14 protein-coding genes are annotated in these 18,272 nt (G+C 71.3%); 9 read left to right on the forward strand and 5 right to left on the reverse strand.

The annotated features are described in order from the left end of the window. The first annotated feature begins 144 nt into the window (after window positions 1-144). Window positions 145-1,485 carry a 6-phospho-beta-glucosidase gene (locus ACIQMX_RS15500; protein ID WP_402478186.1) on the forward strand — a complete coding sequence of 447 codons (1,341 nt, stop codon included), beginning with the start codon at window positions 145-147 and terminating at the stop codon, window positions 1,483-1,485. 35 nt (window positions 1,486-1,520) lie between these two features. On the opposite strand, the gene ACIQMX_RS15505 is transcribed toward ACIQMX_RS15500, so the two are convergent. From ACIQMX_RS15505 to ACIQMX_RS15515, 3 genes are all read right to left on the reverse strand, one after another. Continuing rightward, on the reverse strand, window positions 1,521-4,970 hold the full coding sequence (locus ACIQMX_RS15505) for a DUF4132 domain-containing protein (protein WP_402478189.1): 3,450 nt from the start codon (window positions 4,968-4,970) through the stop codon (window positions 1,521-1,523). Window positions 4,971-5,095: 125 nt separating this feature from the next. Beyond that, window positions 5,096-6,151: a hydroxyacid dehydrogenase gene (locus ACIQMX_RS15510; RefSeq protein WP_402478192.1), complete on the reverse strand. Its 1,056-nt coding sequence runs from the start codon at window positions 6,149-6,151 to the stop codon at window positions 5,096-5,098. Between the two features lie 164 nt (window positions 6,152-6,315). Then, window positions 6,316-7,413 carry a LacI family DNA-binding transcriptional regulator gene (locus ACIQMX_RS15515; RefSeq protein ID WP_402478195.1) on the reverse strand — a complete coding sequence of 366 codons (1,098 nt, stop codon included), beginning with the start codon at window positions 7,411-7,413 and terminating at the stop codon, window positions 6,316-6,318. 82 nt (window positions 7,414-7,495) lie between these two features. On the opposite strand from ACIQMX_RS15515, the gene ACIQMX_RS15520 reads away from it, so the two are divergent. From ACIQMX_RS15520 to ACIQMX_RS15540, 5 genes are read left to right on the forward strand one after another with little or no spacing between them, the layout of a single operon-like run. Then, window positions 7,496-8,800 carry an extracellular solute-binding protein gene (locus ACIQMX_RS15520; protein WP_363078813.1) on the forward strand — a complete coding sequence of 435 codons (1,305 nt, stop codon included), beginning with the start codon at window positions 7,496-7,498 and terminating at the stop codon, window positions 8,798-8,800. Between the two features lie 8 nt (window positions 8,801-8,808). Beyond that, window positions 8,809-9,750, forward strand: a complete 942-nt coding sequence (locus ACIQMX_RS15525; RefSeq protein ID WP_363078811.1) for a sugar ABC transporter permease — start codon at window positions 8,809-8,811, stop codon at window positions 9,748-9,750. 26 nt (window positions 9,751-9,776) lie between these two features. Further along, window positions 9,777-10,643, forward strand: coding sequence for a carbohydrate ABC transporter permease (locus ACIQMX_RS15530; protein ID WP_402478199.1), 867 nt, complete (start codon window positions 9,777-9,779; stop codon window positions 10,641-10,643). Between the two features lie 5 nt (window positions 10,644-10,648). Continuing rightward, a complete protein-coding gene (locus ACIQMX_RS15535; RefSeq protein WP_402478201.1) occupies window positions 10,649-12,418 on the forward strand; it encodes a DUF2264 domain-containing protein in 1,770 nt (589 codons plus the stop codon). Continuing rightward, window positions 12,415-15,108, forward strand: a complete 2,694-nt coding sequence (locus ACIQMX_RS15540) for a carbohydrate-binding protein (protein WP_402478204.1) — start codon at window positions 12,415-12,417, stop codon at window positions 15,106-15,108. Before ACIQMX_RS15535 ends, ACIQMX_RS15540 begins: the two co-directional genes overlap by 4 nt. Window positions 15,109-15,170: 62 nt before the next feature. On the opposite strand, the gene ACIQMX_RS15545 is transcribed toward ACIQMX_RS15540, so the two are convergent. Together ACIQMX_RS15545 and ACIQMX_RS15550 are read right to left on the reverse strand one after the other, a co-directional pair. Then, window positions 15,171-15,611, reverse strand: a complete 441-nt coding sequence (locus ACIQMX_RS15545; RefSeq protein ID WP_363074247.1) for a hypothetical protein — start codon at window positions 15,609-15,611, stop codon at window positions 15,171-15,173. After that, the gene (locus ACIQMX_RS15550) at window positions 15,605-16,063 is read right to left on the reverse strand and encodes an ATP-binding protein (RefSeq protein WP_363074249.1); all 459 of its coding nucleotides are present in this window, start codon (window positions 16,061-16,063) and stop codon (window positions 15,605-15,607) included. The genes ACIQMX_RS15545 and ACIQMX_RS15550 overlap by 7 nt, the downstream gene beginning before the upstream one ends. Window positions 16,064-16,268: 205 nt before the next feature. Here ACIQMX_RS15550 and ACIQMX_RS15555 point away from each other — a divergent pair, with 205 nt between their 5' ends. The 3 genes from ACIQMX_RS15555 to ACIQMX_RS15565 all read left to right on the forward strand — a co-directional run bounded on the left by ACIQMX_RS15555 (window position 16,269) and on the right by ACIQMX_RS15565 (window position 18,253). After that, window positions 16,269-17,129 carry a helix-turn-helix transcriptional regulator gene (locus ACIQMX_RS15555; protein WP_363074251.1) on the forward strand — a complete coding sequence of 287 codons (861 nt, stop codon included), beginning with the start codon at window positions 16,269-16,271 and terminating at the stop codon, window positions 17,127-17,129. Then, on the forward strand, window positions 17,129-17,365 hold the full coding sequence (locus ACIQMX_RS15560) for a DUF397 domain-containing protein (RefSeq protein ID WP_219567121.1): 237 nt from the start codon (window positions 17,129-17,131) through the stop codon (window positions 17,363-17,365). The genes ACIQMX_RS15555 and ACIQMX_RS15560 overlap by 1 nt, the downstream gene beginning before the upstream one ends. Window positions 17,366-17,446: 81 nt before the next feature. Next, on the forward strand, window positions 17,447-18,253 hold the full coding sequence (locus ACIQMX_RS15565) for an SAM-dependent methyltransferase (protein WP_363074253.1): 807 nt from the start codon (window positions 17,447-17,449) through the stop codon (window positions 18,251-18,253). The last annotated feature ends 19 nt before the right edge of the window (window positions 18,254-18,272 follow it).

Below are 18,272 nucleotides of genomic sequence, written 5' to 3' on the forward strand. Positions count from 1 at the left end.
CGCCCCCCGGCCGGGGCGGGGGGGGGGGTGTGGGCGCCGGGGGGGGGGCCGGCCCGGCCCGGCGCGCCGCGGGGGGCCCCGCCCCCCCCCCCCCGGGCGGGCCCCCCGCGACTCGTTCCCGCACCCCACGTACCATGCGGAAGCGTGAAGCTGACAATTCTGGGCGGCGGCGGATTCCGGGTTCCACTGGTCTACGGGGCGCTGCTCGCCGACCACGCCGAGGGCCGCGTCTCGGCCGTCACCCTCTACGACACCGATGCCGACCGGCTCACCGCCATGGCACGGGTCCTCACCGAGCAGGCCGAGGGCGTCCCTGACGCACCCGCCGTCGTCGCCACCACCGAACTGGACGAGGCGCTGCGCGGCGCCGACTTCGTCTTCTCGGCGATCCGGGTCGGCGGCCTCGCCGGGCGGGCCGCCGACGAACGCGTCGCGCTCGACGAGGGCGTACTCGGCCAGGAGACGGTCGGCGCCGGCGGTATCGCCTACGGACTGCGCACCGTACCGGTCGCCGTCGATCTGGCCCGCCGCATCGCCCGGCTCGCCCCGCACGCCTGGGTCATCAACTTCACGAACCCCGCGGGCCTGGTCACCGAAGCCATGTCGCACCACCTCGGCGACCGCGTCATCGGCATCTGCGACTCGCCCGTAGGCCTCGGCCGCCGCATCGCGCGCGTGCTCGGCGCCGACCCCGACCGGGCCCGGATCGACTACGTCGGCCTCAACCACCTCGGCTGGGTGCGCGGGCTGTACGTCGAGGGCCGCGACGAACTCCCGCGCCTGCTCGCCGACCCGGAGCTGCTCGGCTCGTTCGAGGAGGGCCGGCTCTTCGGCGCCGACTGGCTGTGCTCCCTGGGCGCCATCCCCAACGAGTACCTGCACTACTACTACTTCAACCGCGAGGCGGTCCGCGCCTACCAGGACGCCGAGCAGACCCGCGGCGCCTACCTCCGTGAACAGCAGGAGGGCTTCTACGGGCGGATGAAGGACCCGGCCACGCCGGCCCTGGCGACCTGGGACCGGACCCGCGCCGAGCGCGAGGCGACGTACATGTCGGAGAACCGGGAGGTCGCGGGGGCGGGGGAGCGGGACGAGAGCGATCTGGACTCCGGTGGCTACGAGCAGGTAGCGCTCGCCCTGATGCGGGCCGTCGCCCGCAACGAACGGACTTCCCTGATCCTCAACGTCCGCAACCGGACCACGCTCGCGGTGCTCGACGCGGATGCCGTGATCGAGGCCCCCTGCCTCGTCGACGCGAACGGCGCCCGCCCCCTCGCCGTCGATCCGCTCCCGTACCACGCCGTCGGCCTGGTCACCGCGGTGAAGGCCGTCGAACGCGCGGTGCTCGACGCGGCAGCGAGCGGCTCACGCGCCGACGCGGTCCGCGCCTTCGCACTGCACCCACTGGTGGACTCGGTCTCGGTGGCGCGCCGCCTGGTCGACGGCTATGCGAAGGTGCACCCGGGGCTCTCGTACCTGCGCTGACGCATCCGGCCGGGTGGACGCCCGGCCCCGTACGGTCATGACGCAGACCCCTCGGTCAGGTCTGCCAGGTCGGCGAGCAGTTCGGAGACGGTGACCATGTCCAGGTCACCGAAACGCAGCGCATGGCGGGCGCGCATCCCGTAGTCGCCGGGTCGCTTGTCGAGCCAGACGGTTTCCAGGGTCTGGTCGGGGAACATGTCGACGGCCCCGACCGCGATGCCCGTGTCCAGGGCGACCACCAGATGGCGGTCGTCGCCGATCCGCTTGGAGATCCAGCGCTCCACCCCCGCGTCCTGCGGTACCCCGCGCTGCCAGCCGCGGCGCTCCAGGCCGAGGATCCGGCCCGTCGGCACCCGGAGGCCCTCGAAGCGGGTCAGACGGTGGCTGCCGGCCTCCTCCTCGGTCGGTGCGCACACGGCACGGGCCAGCTGGGGAAACGGCTGCGGGATCCCGCGGGCCGCGAACAGCTCCGACCAGGCGGCCAACTCCGTTCCCAGGTACAGGGGATGGGGCAGCCGCACGGCCGCTTCCCCGGAAAGGGCGAAGGTCTTGCCGCCGGCATCGGTGAACGTGCGGTCCTCCCTCACCCGGAACGCGGTGGCCGACCCCTCCTCCTCACTCAGCCACACCAGACGTCGGACCAGGTGCCCCAGCAGCGGATGGCCGACGAACAGTTCGCCGAACTCCCGCGCCGTCCAGGACCGGCCCGTCACCATCGCGGCCTCCAGCCGGCGTATGTGGTCGGAGGCGACCGTCCGCACGTCCTTCTTCAGAGCCAGGAACCGTTTGCGCTCGGCCGGCGCCAGTTCGGCGTCGTCACGCACGCCCGGCTTGGGGAGATCCTTGCGGTGCTTGCCGTCGCTGTCCTGGACGTACGGGCGCAATTGCTCGTCGAAGCCCACCGTGAAGGTCCTGGTCCCGTAGTCGATGACCGTGGAGCCGTCCGGGTCCAGACCGAAGTCGGGAACCAGCCGGTCGGAGAGCTGCTCTCCCGTGAGCCCGAGACCTGCGGCCACCTCGGCGATCTTCTCCGCGGCCCGGACCTTCAGGGCCTTGAACCTCACCCGCTGGGAGATGCCGTGCAGATGGAGCAGCGCGACATCGCTGCCGATCGCCGCCAGCACGTCGAGGCCCTCGACCGCGCGGTGATGGGCACCCTCGCCGGGCCAGGACCGGATCACCGGTGTCAGCCGACGCACTGTCCCGTCGTCACCGAGCGGGCCGAGAGCGTGCAGCGCCCACGACTCCTGAGCGGGAAGGGCGGCGAGCCGCCACTGCTCGAAGAGAGCCCACGCGAACTCGGCCAGCGAGGCGCCGTCCGCCGTCCGCGTGACAGCGCCGAGGCCCGGGTACGGCTCACCGGGCACGGACATCGCCAGCATGGTCAGCACATGGCGAACCGACTCGTTCGGCAGGGCGCCGCCCGATGTGACGGTGATCTGCGGCAGCAGCGCCGGATCTGCCCAACCCGGCACCGCCGGCAGGACGGTGGGCAGTGCCCGCTCCAGCGGATCGGCCGTGAGCAGCTCGGCCACCGTGTCGGCGGCCTGTGAACCGTATGCCTCGGCCGCACCGCGCACCACGGCGTTGCCGTGCAGCGCGGCGATCTGGACCAGAGCCTGCTCGGCGGCGCGCCGTACCCTGCCGGCCCTGCCGACGGCGTCGGGCACCAGGAGCGCGGCAGCCCGCACCCCGTGTCGTTCGAACCACGAACGGGCGGTTGCCGCAGTCGACTTGAGCCGCACGGACCAGTCGGCCATGTGCCGGGCCACCGACACGTCGACGAACGGAAGCAGCAGCGGTGCGAGGGAACTCGGCTGCCGGGGCACGACGCGCAGCAGCAGCGGCAGAGCGGTGAGACCGAAGCGGGCGGCGACCGGCTTCAGGGTGTCCGCACCGTCCCAGAGGTCCGTCGGGTCCCAGGCGGCGAGCAGCGGCGTGACCAGGTCCTCGGGTCCGTGCACGTAGACCCACGCCGGCCGGAGGTCGTGTGCGCCCGGGCCGTGGCGCAACGCGGCGATGTCCTGTTCCCAGTCGCCCTTGTCGTCCCGCCGGGTGTACCAGCTCGTGGTGGCCGTCCACTGCTCCTGTTCGCCGGGCAGCCACTCCAGCGCAGGCTCGCTGACGGCCGTCAGCCCCGGCACGACCGTGGGCTTCGTCCCGCTCCGCTGCCGGGTCCACGGCGGGGCCGTCAGCACGGCCGGCAGGGCGTCGACAGGCGCGTCGTCCAGCCGGTTCGCCGGGTCGAGGAGCGGCTCGACGATCTCCGCCAGGTCGCCGGGGAGGGCCGGCAGGGCCTGTTTCACCACGGCGCGGTGAGCGGCGACGTGACCCACCAGCAACTGACGTGTGGTGCTCGGTCCCGTACCGCTGTGACGACGGAGCTCCGCGGTGAGCAGGCGCAGCGCCCGGACCGGATAGCGGCCCATCGCCTCCATGAGTGCGGGGCGGACATACTTGTTGTCCGCGTGGCCGAGCAGGAGGAGGAACGCCTCGTCGGCCGGGAACTCCACGAGGGCGTTGGCGACCTGCTTGACACGGTTCGCGGGGGAGTGGGCGCGGCGCAGCTCCTCGCCGAGCAGCGGGACGACGGCGGCGCCGATCCCCTCAGCCGCGGTCGCGATCAGGGCATTGCTGTGGCCGATGACGGGCTTGTGCGCGAAGGCCTGGGCCTGGTCGGCGGAGTTGAGGGAGCAGTGCACCAGGGTGAGTACGGCGTTGTCCTGGTGGGCGGTGACCGCGGGATCCGTGCAGAGCCCGGCGACCCAGTCGGTCTCGCTCGGCGCCAGATAGGCCGTGGCGATCTTCCGGTAGGTGTCGGTACGGCACCGGGCGAGCGCCTCGACCGTGGCCCGGTAGGTCTCCTCCTCCGCCGCGGCGAGCAACGACCGCACCCGGTCGGCGGCCGGACGCCATGACTCCGTCCAGTAGTACTGCGGGGTGCGGGTGCGCGATTCCAGCCAGGGGTCGCAGCGCTTGGATCCGGTCTGCATCCAGTGCGCCTCGGTCAGGAACAGTTCCACCACGGCACGGGCCGCGAAGGGGAGTCCGCCCAGCCGCACCCAGCTGTCGGCCCAGGATCCGGCGTGCGGCGAGACAAGCCCGACGATGGCGGCCACGGCCGCCGCGCCGGCCGGTGAACGACTGCCGGCCAGGTGCAGCCGCGTCAGTTCGACGAGCTGAGCATCGCTGCCCGGCGCGTCCAGGAACTCCTGGATCCACGCCTTCTCCTCGGCCGTCCGGGCCTCGACGGCCTCCAGGCCCCGCTGCTGGACCCGGGCGGGGGTACGGACCACACCACCGCGCCGGGGATGGAGTGAGCGCTGCCAGCCGGGCGGCAGCACGAACGTGTCCTCGTCGGGCAGTGCCGCGGGATCACGGTCCGCACCACCCGTCCCGTTCGGCCCGCCCGCCCTGTCCGCCCCACCCGCTGCGGTGTCACGGAACACAGGCGCACTGCCCTCGACGTACTCGGAGCGACGCACAGGTCCGCCCCCCTTCCCACCCGTTCGACCCGCGTTGCCCCGGGCTTCTCGATCAGTGGTTCCACAGTAGGACGGGCCACTGACAACGCAGCGTGACCGGTGGCGGGATCGGGCGGAAGCGCAGGTCAGCCGCTGCGCGCGAGGTCCGCCCTGCGTACGGCGCGGGCGAACGGAGCCCCGGCGGCCAGACGTTCCACCTCGTCCACCGCCGCACTCCCCAGCCGTTCGAGCTCGTTGCCGAGCGAGCCCGCCAGATGCGGGGTCAGAAAGGCACCCGGCAGGTCCAGCAACCGGTCGTCCGGCGGGAGGGGCTCCGGATCGGTGACGTCGAGTACGGCAGTGATCCGGCCGCTCGCCACCTCGTCCGTCAGCGCCGCGGTGTCGATCAGCGCCCCGCGCGCGGTGTTGATGAGCACCGCACCGTCCGGGAGCAGGGCGAGCCGTTCACGGTCGAGCATCCTGTACGTCTCGGGAAGGGTGGGTGCGTGCAGGCTGACCACCTCGCAGCTCGCGAGGAGTTCGTCGAGGCCCGCCGGGCGTACCCCGAGAGAGCGCGCGGCCGCCGCGTCGACGTACGGATCGCTGAGCCACACCTCCAGATCGAACGGGCGCAACAGCTCGATCACCCGGCGGCCGATCCGCGAGGCGCCGATGATGCCGACCCGGCGCCCGAAGTTGCCGATCCCGCTGCCGAGCTCGAAGGGTGAGAGAGCGCCGCGTTCGGCCCGCATCCGTTCCCGGGCGGCGAACACCCCCTTTCCGGCGAACAGGACTGCCGCCAGGGTGAATTCGGCGACCGGCACGCCGTTGGTGTCCGCGCCCGACGAGACGGCGATGCCCCGCTCCCAGCAGGCCTCCGTCACCAGCGACTTGACGCTTCCGGCGGTGTGCACGACGGCCCGCAGCCTCGGTGCGGCGGCCAGCACGGTCGCGTCGACCGGTGGGCAGCCCCAGCCGGTGATCAGCACCTCGGCGCGGGCCAGCGCCTGCCGCACCGCCGTGTCCGCGGGGTCGTCGAACCGCGCGGCGACCAGCGGCCCGTCGCGGTGGGCCTGCCCGGCGGCGGATGGCCGCCCGAGTTCGACGAGTCCCGTCAGCCGGGCCAGTACCTCCGGAGGGAACAGCTCCGGAACATGGCGTGGGTCGAGGGCGAGAAGCGCAGGGGGACGGGCATGCGCCACGGACGTACTCCGATCGACGAGGAGGCCGGCTGACATGGTTTGATCACCGGCGAGCGAAGCTGCGAGCAGGCCGGTGATCATCGCTGGATCACCGGCAGATGAAGCTTCGATTTCGAAAATCTGCGAAAACACGAAAACCGGGCTCGGTAAATCCGGACGCCCGCCTACCCCGTCGCGCCGCCTTCCGCCCGGGGGTTCCCGGAGCCCTCGGATCCCGCCCCGCCCTCCGCCGCCTCCGGCGGACACGTGCTCTCCCGCACGATCAGCTCCGTGGCGACCTCGACCCGCGTGGTCTCCGGCTGGTCACCGGCGATGAGCTGCAGGACCATCCGGGCGGCCAGCGCGGTCATCTCGGCGAGCGGCGTGCGCACCGTCGTCAGCCGCGGTGTGACCCAGTCCGCGAACGGGAGGTCGTCGAAGCCGACCACGCTCAGGTCCTCCGGGATCCGCAGTCCGAGCGAGGCCGCCGCCCGGTAGGTCCCCAGCGCCTGGTGGTCGCTCCCGGCGAAGACCGCCGTCGGCCGGTCCGGGAGTCGCAGCAGGTCCAGGGCGTGCTGGTGGGCCAGGCCGTGGGTGAAGTCCCCGTACCGCACCAGTTCCTCGTCGAAGGGCAGGCCGGCCTCCTCCAGGGCCGAGCGGTAGCCGCCGACGCGTGCCCGCGACGTGAGCCGGCGGGCCGGTCCGCTGATGATCGCGACGCGCCGGTGGCCCAGTTCGATCAGGTGCCGGGTGGCGGCGAATCCGCCCGGCCAGTTGGTGGCGCCCACCCAGGGCACGCCCGGCGCCGGTTCCTCTATCGGGGCGACCAGGGCGAACGGGACGGCGAGCCGGCGCAGTTCCTCGTGCTGTTCGGCGGTCAGTTCGGGCACCACCAGGATCGCGCCCCGGGTCGGACGGGTGGCCAGCGAGTCCAGCCACTGCCGGGCGAGCTTCGTGCGGCCGTGTGTCGCCGACACCACCATGCCCATGCCGACCCCGTGCAGCGCCTCCTCGGCGCCCCGGATGAGCTCGACGGCCCAGGGGCTGTCCAGTTCATTGATGACGAACTCGATGAGCCCGCCCCGGAGTTGGGAGGTCGGCGGACTGTTCCGTGCGAGGTACCCGTACTGCTCGAGCAGCCTCTGCACCTTCGCCCGGGTCTTCGATGACACATCGGATCTGTCATGCAGGACTTTGGACACGGTGGAGACCGAAACTCCGGCCTCTCCGGCAATCTCCGCCAAAGTACTCCGCGTCGAATCGTCCCCAGCCGTTGACGTCATCCGATGTATCTCCTACGTTTCGATCGATCCGTTGTTGCGAAAACTATCGCAACTTCACTTTCGGGCACAGAGGTGGTCTTCGATGAACCGATGGAGTACCGGCGCAAAGACGCGTGCGGCGCTTTCGGTGTGCGGCGCGCTGCTGCTCACCGCCTGCGGCTCGGGCAGCGGCGGCTCGGGCGGAGACAGCGACGAGCTGCTCGTCTGGGTCGACAACACCCGTACCGCCGCTGCCAAGGAGTATGCCAAGGCGCACCCCGCCCAGAAGATCCGCGTGGTCACGATTCCGCCGGATGCCGGATACGTGCCCACCAAGATCTCCCTCGCCAACCGCACCAAGCGCGGCTGGCCGGACGTGGTCTTCCTCGCCAATCCGTCCGAAACGGCCACCCTGGCCGCCGAGCCCTTCGACTACGCGGCCCCGCTCGACTCCGCCGTGCCGAAGGAGACCCTGGCGGGCTTCGCGCCCGGCGCGCTCGACACGTGCACCTTCGACGGCAAGACGTACTGCCTGCGCAACGACATCGCGCCCGGCATCCTCTGGTACGACGCCGAGCTGATGAAGAAGTACGGCTACCAGGTGCCCACCACCTGGGAGGACTACCAGAAGGTTGGCCTGAAGGCGGCGGCCGAGCACCCCGGCACCATCGTGGGCTCCGTAGCCGGCAAGTACGGGGCCGGGCTCTACTTCGGTTCCAGCGGCTGCCCCACCCGCGACACCCTCAGCCTGACCAAGGTCCGCATCGACACGGCGGACGACACCTGCTCCCGGGTCGCCGACGTCCTGCAGCCGCTCACCGAGAAGAAGGCCGTCACCAACGTGGTGCCGACCGAGCCGTCCTTCGCGAAGCTCGGCGCCGACGACAAGATCCTGATGCTGCCCGGCCCGGCCTGGTTCGGCGACTTCATGTTCAAGCCGTCCTTCAAGGTGCCCGACGGCCGGATCGCGGCCGCGCAGATGCCCGTCTGGAAGGGCGAGTCCAAGTCCGCCGCCGGCCAGGTGGGCGGCGGCGCGTTCGTCGTGTCGAAGCACGCCGGCAAGCGGTCGAAGGCGGCCACCGACCTGGTGACCTGGCTGACCACCGACGTACCCCTTCAGGCCAAGCAGCCCACGTACCCCGCCTTCACGGCAGCCGCCACCGAGTGGGGCAGGGCGAAGGCGAAGGACACCTACTACGCCACGAACCCCGTCCCGGTCCTCACCGAGGCCGCCGCCAACCTCCGCCCCGGATTCGGCGCCGTCCGCTACGAGGCCGAATGGCAGAGCAGCTTCAACGACACCTTCGGCGCCGCCGCAGGCGACGGGAAGTCGCTGAAGGACTCACTCGGCAGCTGGCAGGAGCGGCTGAAGCAGGCCGCGAAGACCAGCAACTACACCGTCGAATGAGCCGCCCCATGACGCTCACCAGCCGGCGGCCCCCGACGGCCGCCACCACCCCCGCGAGTACCGTCGCGCCGCAGCGGAGCCCCATGAAGCGGGCACGGTCCCTCGCCGCCTGGGGCCTGATCGGCCCCTACACGCTCTTCCTCGTCCTCTTCGGCGTCGCGCCCGCCGGCTACGCGCTCTGGACGTCGTTCACGCACGACGGCTCGTTCGCCGGGCTGCGCAACTGGACCGGGGTCTTCGACGACTACCGGCTCGTCGACTCGGCCGCGCACGTGGGGATGTACCTCCTGCTGTGGCTGCCGGTCCTCGTCCTGCTGGTGCTCTCCCTCGCGCTGACCCTGCACGTGAAGCCGGGCAGGTTCTCCTCGACGATGCAGTTCGTCTACTACCTGCCGGGCGCGGTCACCGGATCCGCCGCAGCGCTGCTCTGGCTGTTCATGGTCAGCCCCGACGCCAGCCCGTTCAGCCCGGTCCTCGACCTGTTCGACATCACCAGCGCCACCGACGCCCTGTCCGGGCAGAACCTGATCGCCGTCCTGACCGTGATGGGCGTCGCCGTCCACGCGGGCGGCTGGATCATCGTCCTGTACGGAGCGCTGAACGCCCTGCCCAAGGACGTCATGGAGGCCGCCCAGGTCGACGGCGCCTCCACCTGGCGCACGACCTGGCACATCAAGCTGCCCATGGTCCGCAGCTACGTCGCCTTCGTCCTCATCTCCAGCTTCGCCGCCGGCAGCCAGGTCTTCGTCGAACCGACCGTGCTGACCACAGGCGCCCCCGGACAGATCAGCCCCACCTGGTCCGTCAACCAGCTCGCGTACAACTACGCGACCCAGGAAGGGGACTTCGGCAAGGCCGCCGCCCTCTCCCTGGCCATGCTCGCGGTCGGTCTGCTGGCCGCCTGGATCGTCATCAGCCGCACCCGCATGTACGAAACGGATCACCGGTGATCACACGTGAGAGGCGTCCGAGCCCGATGAACGCCGTATCCCGCTCCGCACGGCTGCTGTTCCTCCTCGGCGCCGCCGTCTTCTTCGGACTGCCGCTCCTGTGGCTGGTCCTGGCCCCGACCCGTACCGCCGACGACCTCACCACCGGGGCCTCGCTCGGGTTCGGCTCACTGGGCAACGTGGGCGGCGCCTGGGACCACCTGATGAGCTACAACGACGGCCAGATCACGCTGTGGATCGGCAACTCCGTCTTCTACACCGCGGCAAGCGTCGCCCTGTCACTGCTGCTCTGCGTGCCCGCCGGATACGTCCTGGCCAAGCACGACTTCGGCGGGCGCAAGCTGCTGCTGACGCTCTCCATCGTCTGCATGATCCTGCCGCCGGCCGCGCTCGTCCTCCCGCTCTACCTGGAGATGAACGCCTTCGGCCTCACCGGCACCCCCGCCTCGGTGATCCTGCCGCTCTCCTTCTACCCGTTCGGCGTCTACCTCGCCTATCTGCACTTCGCCGCCAACCTCCCGGACAGCCTGCTGGACGCCGGGCGGGTCGACGGGGCGGGAGAGCTCCGGCTCTTCTGGTCCATCGGAATCCCGCTCGCCAAGCCCGCCATCGGCCTGATCGCCTTCTTCTCCTTCACCCGCACCTGGACCGACTTCTTCCTGCCGTTCGTGATGCTCGCCGACGACCGCACCTTCACCCTCCAGCTCGGCCTGATGTCCCTGCTCCAGTCGACCGGCGCCGTCAACGCCTCCAGCGGTTTCAGCGACCTCGACATCCACCAGCCCGAGGCCGCCCTCGCCGGACTCGTCGCCTGTGTGCCCACCCTCGTCGCCTTCCTGTTCGCCCAGCGCTTCCTGCGTACGGGACTGCTCGCCGGCGCGGAGAAGGGCTGACGCACATGACCGACGACAGCCGCTCACTGTTGCAGGACTACGTCCGCACCCTCACCGAACCCCTCCTGCCGCACTTCAGCCCGGGCCGCGCCCGGCTGCGCCTCGGCGTCAACACCGCCATCCACGACGACCCGGCCGCCGAACTGGAGGCGTTCGCCCGCCCCTTGTGGGGCCTGGCCCCGCTCGCCGCGGGTGGCGGATCGTTCGCGCACTGGGATTACTGGGTACGCGGCCTGGCAGCCGGCACGGATCCGGACCATCCCGAGTACTGGGGCCCGCCCGGACCGCACGACCAGCGCATCGTCGAGATGGCTGCCATCGGCTTCGCCCTCGCGCTCGCCCCCGACCGCCTCTGGGAACCCCTGAGCCGGCCGGAACGCGAGCGGGCCGCCCACTGGCTGGTCTCCGGCATGGCCTGCCCGGTCACCGACAACAACTGGCTGTTCTTCCCCGTCCTGATCGGCCTCGGTCTCGACCGCGTCGGCGTTCCGTACGACCGCGCACGCGTCACCGCCTGCCTGGACCGGCTGGAGACCTTCGCCCGCGGCGACGGCTGGTACTCCGACGGACCCACCGAACGCCGCGACTACTACGTGCCGTGGGCGATGCACTTCTACGGGCTGCTGTACGCGGAACTCGCCGGCCACCGCGATCCGGAACGGGCCGTGCGCTTCCGGATGCGGGCAGCGCTGTTCGCCCAGGACTTCCAGCACTGGTTCGCCGACGACGGCGCCGCCGTCGCCTACGGCCGCTCCCTCACCTACCGGTTCGCCCAGGCCGCCTTCTGGTCCGCGCTCCCGTACGCCGGCGTCGAAGCCCTTCCGTGGGGCGTCGTCAAGGGCCACCTGATGCGCCATCTGCGCTGGTGGCAGCAGCGCCCCGACGCCGCACCGGGCGGAATCCTGTCCATCGGGTACGCCTACCCGCAGCCCGCCCTCGCCGAGCAGTACAACGCCCCCGGCTCGCCGTACTGGGCCCTGAAGACCTTCCTGCCCCTCGCGCTGCCCGCGGTCCACCCCTTCTGGACCGCCGCCGAACGCCGCGCCCCCGCCCTGCCCGCCGTGTCGCCCCAGCCGCACGCGGGCGCCGTCCTGATGCGCTCGGCCGGAGACGTCACGCTGCTGGCCGGACGGCAGCACCACGCCTGGGTCCGGCACGCGGCGGAGAAGTACGCCAAGTTCGCCTACTCCTCGCGCTTCGGGTTCAGCCTGCCCGCCGGCCCCGTCGGCCTGGAGCAGGGGGCCCACGACTCGATGCTGGCCCTCAGCGACGACGGCGGCGTCCACTACCGGGTACGGGAGGAGCCGGGTGGCCACCGGGTCACCGACGACACCGTGGCCTCCACCTGGCACCCCTGGCCCGACGTCGAGGTCACCACCTGGCTCACCGCCGCCCCGCCCTGGCACACACGCGTCCACCGCGTGCGCACCGCGCGTCCGCTGTGGACCGCCGAGGGCGCCTTCGCCGTGGACCGTGACACCGCAGCCCCGTCCGGACCCCTCCGCCAGGCGGGCCCGGCCCGTGCCCGCGTCACCGGCCCCGCCGGACTCACCGGCCTGATCGACACCGACGGCCGCCGCACCGGGAGGAACGTCGACGCCCTGCCCGGCACCAATGTGCTCGCCCGCCGCACCACGCTGCCCATGCTCACCGGCGAACTCCCCCCGGGCGAGCACTGGCTGAGGTGCGCCGTCCTCGGCGCCCCGCCGGGGCCGGACGGCGAGACCGCATGGAAACGCCCACCCGCACCACCGAACACCGGAGGCTGTACATGAGACCGGCTCTCAGTCCGACATCCCTGGTGGCCGCCGCGGCTGCCGCACTGATCGCGCTGCCACTCGCCCTGCCGGCGGCGGCCACCGCAGCCCCCCACGGCCGGACGTACGAGGTCGCCACCTGGGGATCCGACCGGTCGGCCGGCAGCGCACAGCGCCCGCTGCGCACCATCTCGCGCTGCGCCGAACTCGTCCGTCCGGGCGACAGCTGCTTGATCCACCGGGGCACCTACCGCGAGCAGATCACCCCGCCCGCAGGCCGTGCGGACGCGCCCATCACCTTCGCCGCGTACGGCGACGGCGCGGTCACGGTCGACGGCACCGAGACCCTCAGCGGCTGGAAGGACGCCGGCGACGGCCTCGTCGCCGTGAAGACGGACCTCCCGCTCGACGCGAGCGAGAACGCCCTCTTCCTCGACGGCGAGCGCGCCATGGAGGGCCGCTGGCCCAACTCCGGTACCGACCCGCTCAACCCGACCTGGGCCGTCGCCGAGAAGACCTCCACCGACCAGCACATCGACGACCCCGACCTGCCGGCCGGAGACTTCACCGGAGCCACCGTCCACCTGTGGGCCGGCTCCAACCCATGGAGCCAGCAGACCGGAACGGTCACGTCCACCACCGCCGGCGCCCTCGACTTCAAGGGCGGCAACTACCGCTGCGACCCGCTCTGCATGGGCGACAAGAACTACCGCAACTACTACCTCGTGGGCGCCAGGGCGACCCTCGACCAGCCGGGCGAGTGGTACTACGACAAGGCGGCCCGGACCCTCTACCTCGTTCCGCCGAAGGGCGGCATGAGCGGCCACACCGTCACCGCCAAGCACCGCTCCTGGGGCATCGACCTCACCGGCAGCTCGTATGTCACCGTCCGGGGCCTCGGCCTGTGGGGCACCTCGCTGCGCACCGGCGACGACAGCACCGGGATCCTCGTCGAGGACCTGAACGCCCGTTACATCTCCGAGTACGCGACGCTCCCGATGCCCGCCGACGACGAACTCGCCATCGAACCGGGCGAGGGCCACATCGTCGTCTCCCGGATCCTGGACTCGGGCATCCAGATCCTCGGCACCGGCAACACCCTGCGCGACAGCGATATCGGCTACTCCGCCGGCACCGGTGTCCTCGTCCGCGGCAGCGGCAACACCGTCACCAACACCTACGTCCACGACGTCGGCTGGATGGGCAGCTACACCCCCGGCATCGAGATCAACGGCAGCGGCCACACGGTCACCCACAACACCGTGCGCCGCACCGGCCGGGGCAGCATCGACGTGTCGTGGCAGCTCAACGGCGTGCCGTTCCACAACAACACCATCGCCTACAACGACCTGTCCGAGGCGATGCGGACCTCCCGCGACGGCAGCCCGTTCTACGTCTGCTGCAACCTGGACGCCACCGGCACGAGCGTCGACCACAACATCGTCCACGACGACGACGGCCAGGTCGGCTACTACATCGACAACTCCTCCGGCCACTTCCTGCTCCATCACAACGTCGCGTACAACACCGGCACCCGCGGCACCTTCTTCAACGGCCACAGCGGCGTCAGTCTCGGCAACCGCGATCACCACTCCTCGTACGGGCCGGGCATCACGGGCGCCTCGGTCCGGCTCAGCGGTGCCACCGACGCCACCGGCACCTACGTCAGCAACATCGTCGGGATGACCAAGACGGAGATCTCCGGACCCGGCGACCCGGGCCCCGTCGTGCGCAGCAACCTGCTGCCGCCCACGGACCCGGGCTACACCGACACCCGCAACGGCGAGCTCTGGCTGCGTGACGGCTCGCCCGCCATCGACGCGGGGGAGACCGTTGACGGAGTGACCACCGGGGTGCGCGGCGCCGGTCCCGACCAGGGCGCCTACGAGTTCGGCGACGCGATCTGGTCCGCGGGCTGCAACCTGGACGGCTGTGTCTCCCGCGTCCGCAACGACGGCTGGAGGGCGGTGGCGTCCGACGGCACCGACGCGACGGCGGCAGTCGACGGCGTTCAGACGACCCAGTGGACGACGACCGGGCTCCAGACGCCGGGCCAGTCGCTCACCGTCGACCTCGGCGCACCCAAGACCGTCGGCAGGCTCGCCCTGGACGCCGGTCTCGACGCCACCGGGCACCCGTCCGGCTTCACCGTCTCCACCAGCACCGACGGCGTGAAGTGGGGAGCGCCGGTCGCCGAGGTCAGCGGCCGCTCCTTCACCCAGGACGCCGTCTTCGCACCGGAAACGGTCCGCTATCTGCGGATCACGCTCACCGCGCCCGGTGACACCGCGTGGGCGGTGAACGAGATCCGGCTGTACGCGGACGGCCCCGACGCCGCCGCGACGCTCCAGGCCGAACAGGCCACCGACATCAGGGGCGTCAGCCGGGGCGACGCCGCCACGGGGTTCCTGGGATCAGGCGACCGCTTCGGCTTCCGCAAGGTCCGGTTCGGGGCGGGTACGGACCGGATGACCGTCCGCGTCGCGGCTCCGGGCCGGGGCGTGAGCGGTGTGCTCCAGGTACGCCTGGACAGCCCGAAGGGACGGATCGTGGGGGTGCTGCCGGTGCGGGCCACCGGTGGCGCGGACACCTGGCAGGAGCAGTCGGCGAAGCTGCTGCACCCCGTCACCGGTACGCACGACGTGTATGTCGTGGCGGTCGGCGGCCAGAGGACGGCAGCCGTCGACTGGCTGACCTTCCGCAAGTGAGCACACGGGTGGGGGCCGGGGCGTCGTCCGACGCCCCGGCCCCCACCCGTACGCAACCGTGCTCAGGGAGCGGGGACGACGCTCGGACCGCCCGTGGGCGCCCACGAAGGCGTCACGCCCGTCACCTGGCAGACCATGAGGAACAGCGGAATGGGCGGGGTGTACGGCGTACGGCTGTCGGGCTGGTGAATCAGCCGGGGCCGTACGGCCGGGACGTGTGCCCCGCGTGCGTACGCGGCCTGCGCGGGCCAGTCCAGATCGAGGTCGGAGCCGGACGGCACGATCCACCACCAGCGGTCCGCGTCCGCGAAGACGCAGCCCGTACGCGGAAGATGGGACATCAGGCGGAAGCCGTACCGCGCGGGCACGCCCACCGCGTCACAGCCCAGGCTCGCCGAGAGGGCGGCCGGCAGCGGCAGTTGCACCAGGGCCGCACCGGGGGCGCAGCCGGGTTCACGGGAGCGCCTGGCTCCGAGCAGATGGGACATGGCGTTCTTCAGCATGAGTGCTCCGAGCTGTGCGGCAGTTCCGCCCAGACGATGCGGCCCGAGCCGTTCCCGGCGTCGCGGGATCCCCAGGCGCTGCACATCGCGTCGACGAGCAGCAGGCCGCGTCCGTGCTCGTCGTCGGCGCCCGCGCCCAGTCTCGGCCCGCCGGGCTGGTGTCCCTGGTCCTGTACGGCTATGCGCAGCCGGGTCCCGAGGCAGCGCAACTCGCACACGACGCGTGCGCTGGCGGTGTGAACCACCGCGTTGGTGACCAGTTCCGACACGATGAGGACCGCCGCGTCGTGGGCGTCGTCGTCGAGCCGCCACGCATCCAGCCGGGCCCGGGTCAGCTGCCGGGCACCGGCGACCGATTCGGGCTGCGCGGGCAGCGCGAAGCAGTACCGGAGCGCTTCCGTCCCGGGGCTGAGGTCCATGAGCCGGGGGATGAGCGCACTGCCAGGTGCCACGACCGAATCCTCACAGTGGGGGCTGTGTCACGCTTCGCGATCTTCCTGGAAGAGGGCGGGCATGACGAGTGAACTGGTTCACTCACCAACTCTCCCCCTGTCGCGAACACTTGGCAAGAGGCACTCTGAAAAATTCAGAGTGGCAGTGTTCTTGGTGGCACGCGCATGGCACACTTCTGCCAAACAGCGCATGGGGAGGTCTGAAGTGAGCGAACCGCGGTCCGCCCCGACCGTGGGTCAGGTCGTTCTCGGCAAGCGCCTGCAGGATCTGCGGGAGCGTGTCGGCCTGAGCCGTGACCAGGCAGCCAAGGTGCTCCGCGTCGCCCCGGCGACGATCCGCAGGATGGAGACCGCAGAGGTCGCTCTCAAGGTTCCCTACGTGCAGTCGCTCCTGAGGGCCTACGGGATCGCCGAGGAGGAGACCGACGCGTTCGTCGACCTCACCGAGGAGGCCAACAAGCCGGGCTGGTGGCAGCGCTTCCACGACGTGCTGCCCGACTGGTTCAGCATGTACGTCAGCCTGGAGGGCGCCGCGAGCCTCCTGCGCATGTACGAGCCGCACTTCGTCCCCGGACTCCTGCAGACCGAGGACTACGCGCGCTCGGTGATGCGCACCGGAGCAGTCGGCCAGACCAGGCCCGAGGACATCGAACGCCATGTGGCGCTGCGGATGGAGCGGCAGTCCCTGCTGACCCGGCCGGACGCCCCGAGGCTGTGGGTGGTCATGGACGAGACGGTGCTGCGCCGTCCGGTGGGCAGCCCGGAGGCCATGCGCGCCCAGACCGACCGGCTGCTGGAGGCGACCGAGCTGCCCAACGTGACCCTCCAGATCGCCGAGTTCTCCACCGGCCATCACCCGGGCACCTACGGGCCGTTCGTCCTCTTCCGGTTCGCCGTCCCCGAACTGCCCGACATGGTCTTCAGCGAGTACCTGACCGGGGCCGTCTACTTCGACGCGCGCCCCGAGGTGGCCTCCTACCTCGAGGTCATGGACCGCATGGCGGCCCAGGCCGCGACTGCACAACGCACGAAGGAAATCCTCCGGGACTTCCGCAAGGAGCTGTGATGACCCCCATATACAACGGCATGCCGGCCGCCGATCTCGGCTCCGAGGGCTGGTACAAGCCGTGGAGCGGTGGCAACGGCGGCAACTGCGTCGAGGCGATGAAGCTCTCCGACGGGAGAATCGCCATGCGCCAGTCCGCGGACCCCGACGGTCCGGCCCTCATCTACTCCCACCGCGAGATTGCCGCTTTCATACAGGGAGCCAAGGCCGGTCAGGCAGACTTCCTCCTGACCTGACCTCATCGTGCGGGCGGTTCCCGGTCGCCGCGCACCGACTCTGTTTCTCCGTTCGCCGACCACGGATTCAAGGAGCGCGCTATGACCGGGCACGAGCCCCCCGTCGAGATCGACACCAGCAAGCCACATCCCGCACGGATGTACGACTGGTTCCTCGGCGGCAAGGACAACTATCCGATCGACGAGCAGATGGCCCGGCAGCTCCTCGCGGTGGACGCGCGCGGCCGTGACATGGCCCGCGTCAACCGGGCGTTCATGCACCGGGCCACCCGCTGGCTGGCGGAGAACGGCATCCGGCAGTTCCTCGACATCGGCGCCGGGATACCGACCGAACCCAACCTCCATCAGATCGCCCAGCGGACCGCACCGGACGCGCGCGTCGTCTACTGCGACAACGATCCGATCGTCCTGGCCCACGCGGCGGCCCTGCTGCGCTCCACCCCGGAAGGCGCCACCGAGTACATCCAGGCCGACGCCCGCAGGCCCGAGGTCATCCTGGAAGCGGCCGGCAAGATCCTCGACTTCGACCGGCCGATCGCCCTGTCCCTGCTGGCCCTGCTGCACTTCCTGGACGACGAGGACGGCGCAGCGGAGCTGGTCGACCGCCTGGTCGACCAACTGGCCCCCGGCAGCTACCTCATCCTCTCCCAGACCACCGGCGACTTCGACCCGAAGGGCGCGGCCGAGGCCGCCGCCATGTACAGGGCCCGGGGCATGACCCTGCGCCCGCGCAGCCGCGCCGAACTCACCGCCTTCTTCCACGGCCTGGAACTCGTCGACCCCGGCGTCTCGCTCTCCGCCGACTGGCACCCGGAGCTGGGCGAGGTCATCGACGTCCCGGGTGACGAACCGATCCCGGGCTACGCGGGCGTGGCCCGAAAGGGCTGAGCGGTGGCCGGAAGCGGAG

The sequence above is a fragment of the Streptomyces sp. NPDC091416 genome (assembly GCF_044756845.1).
GTDB lineage: Bacteria > Actinomycetota > Actinomycetes > Streptomycetales > Streptomycetaceae > Streptomyces.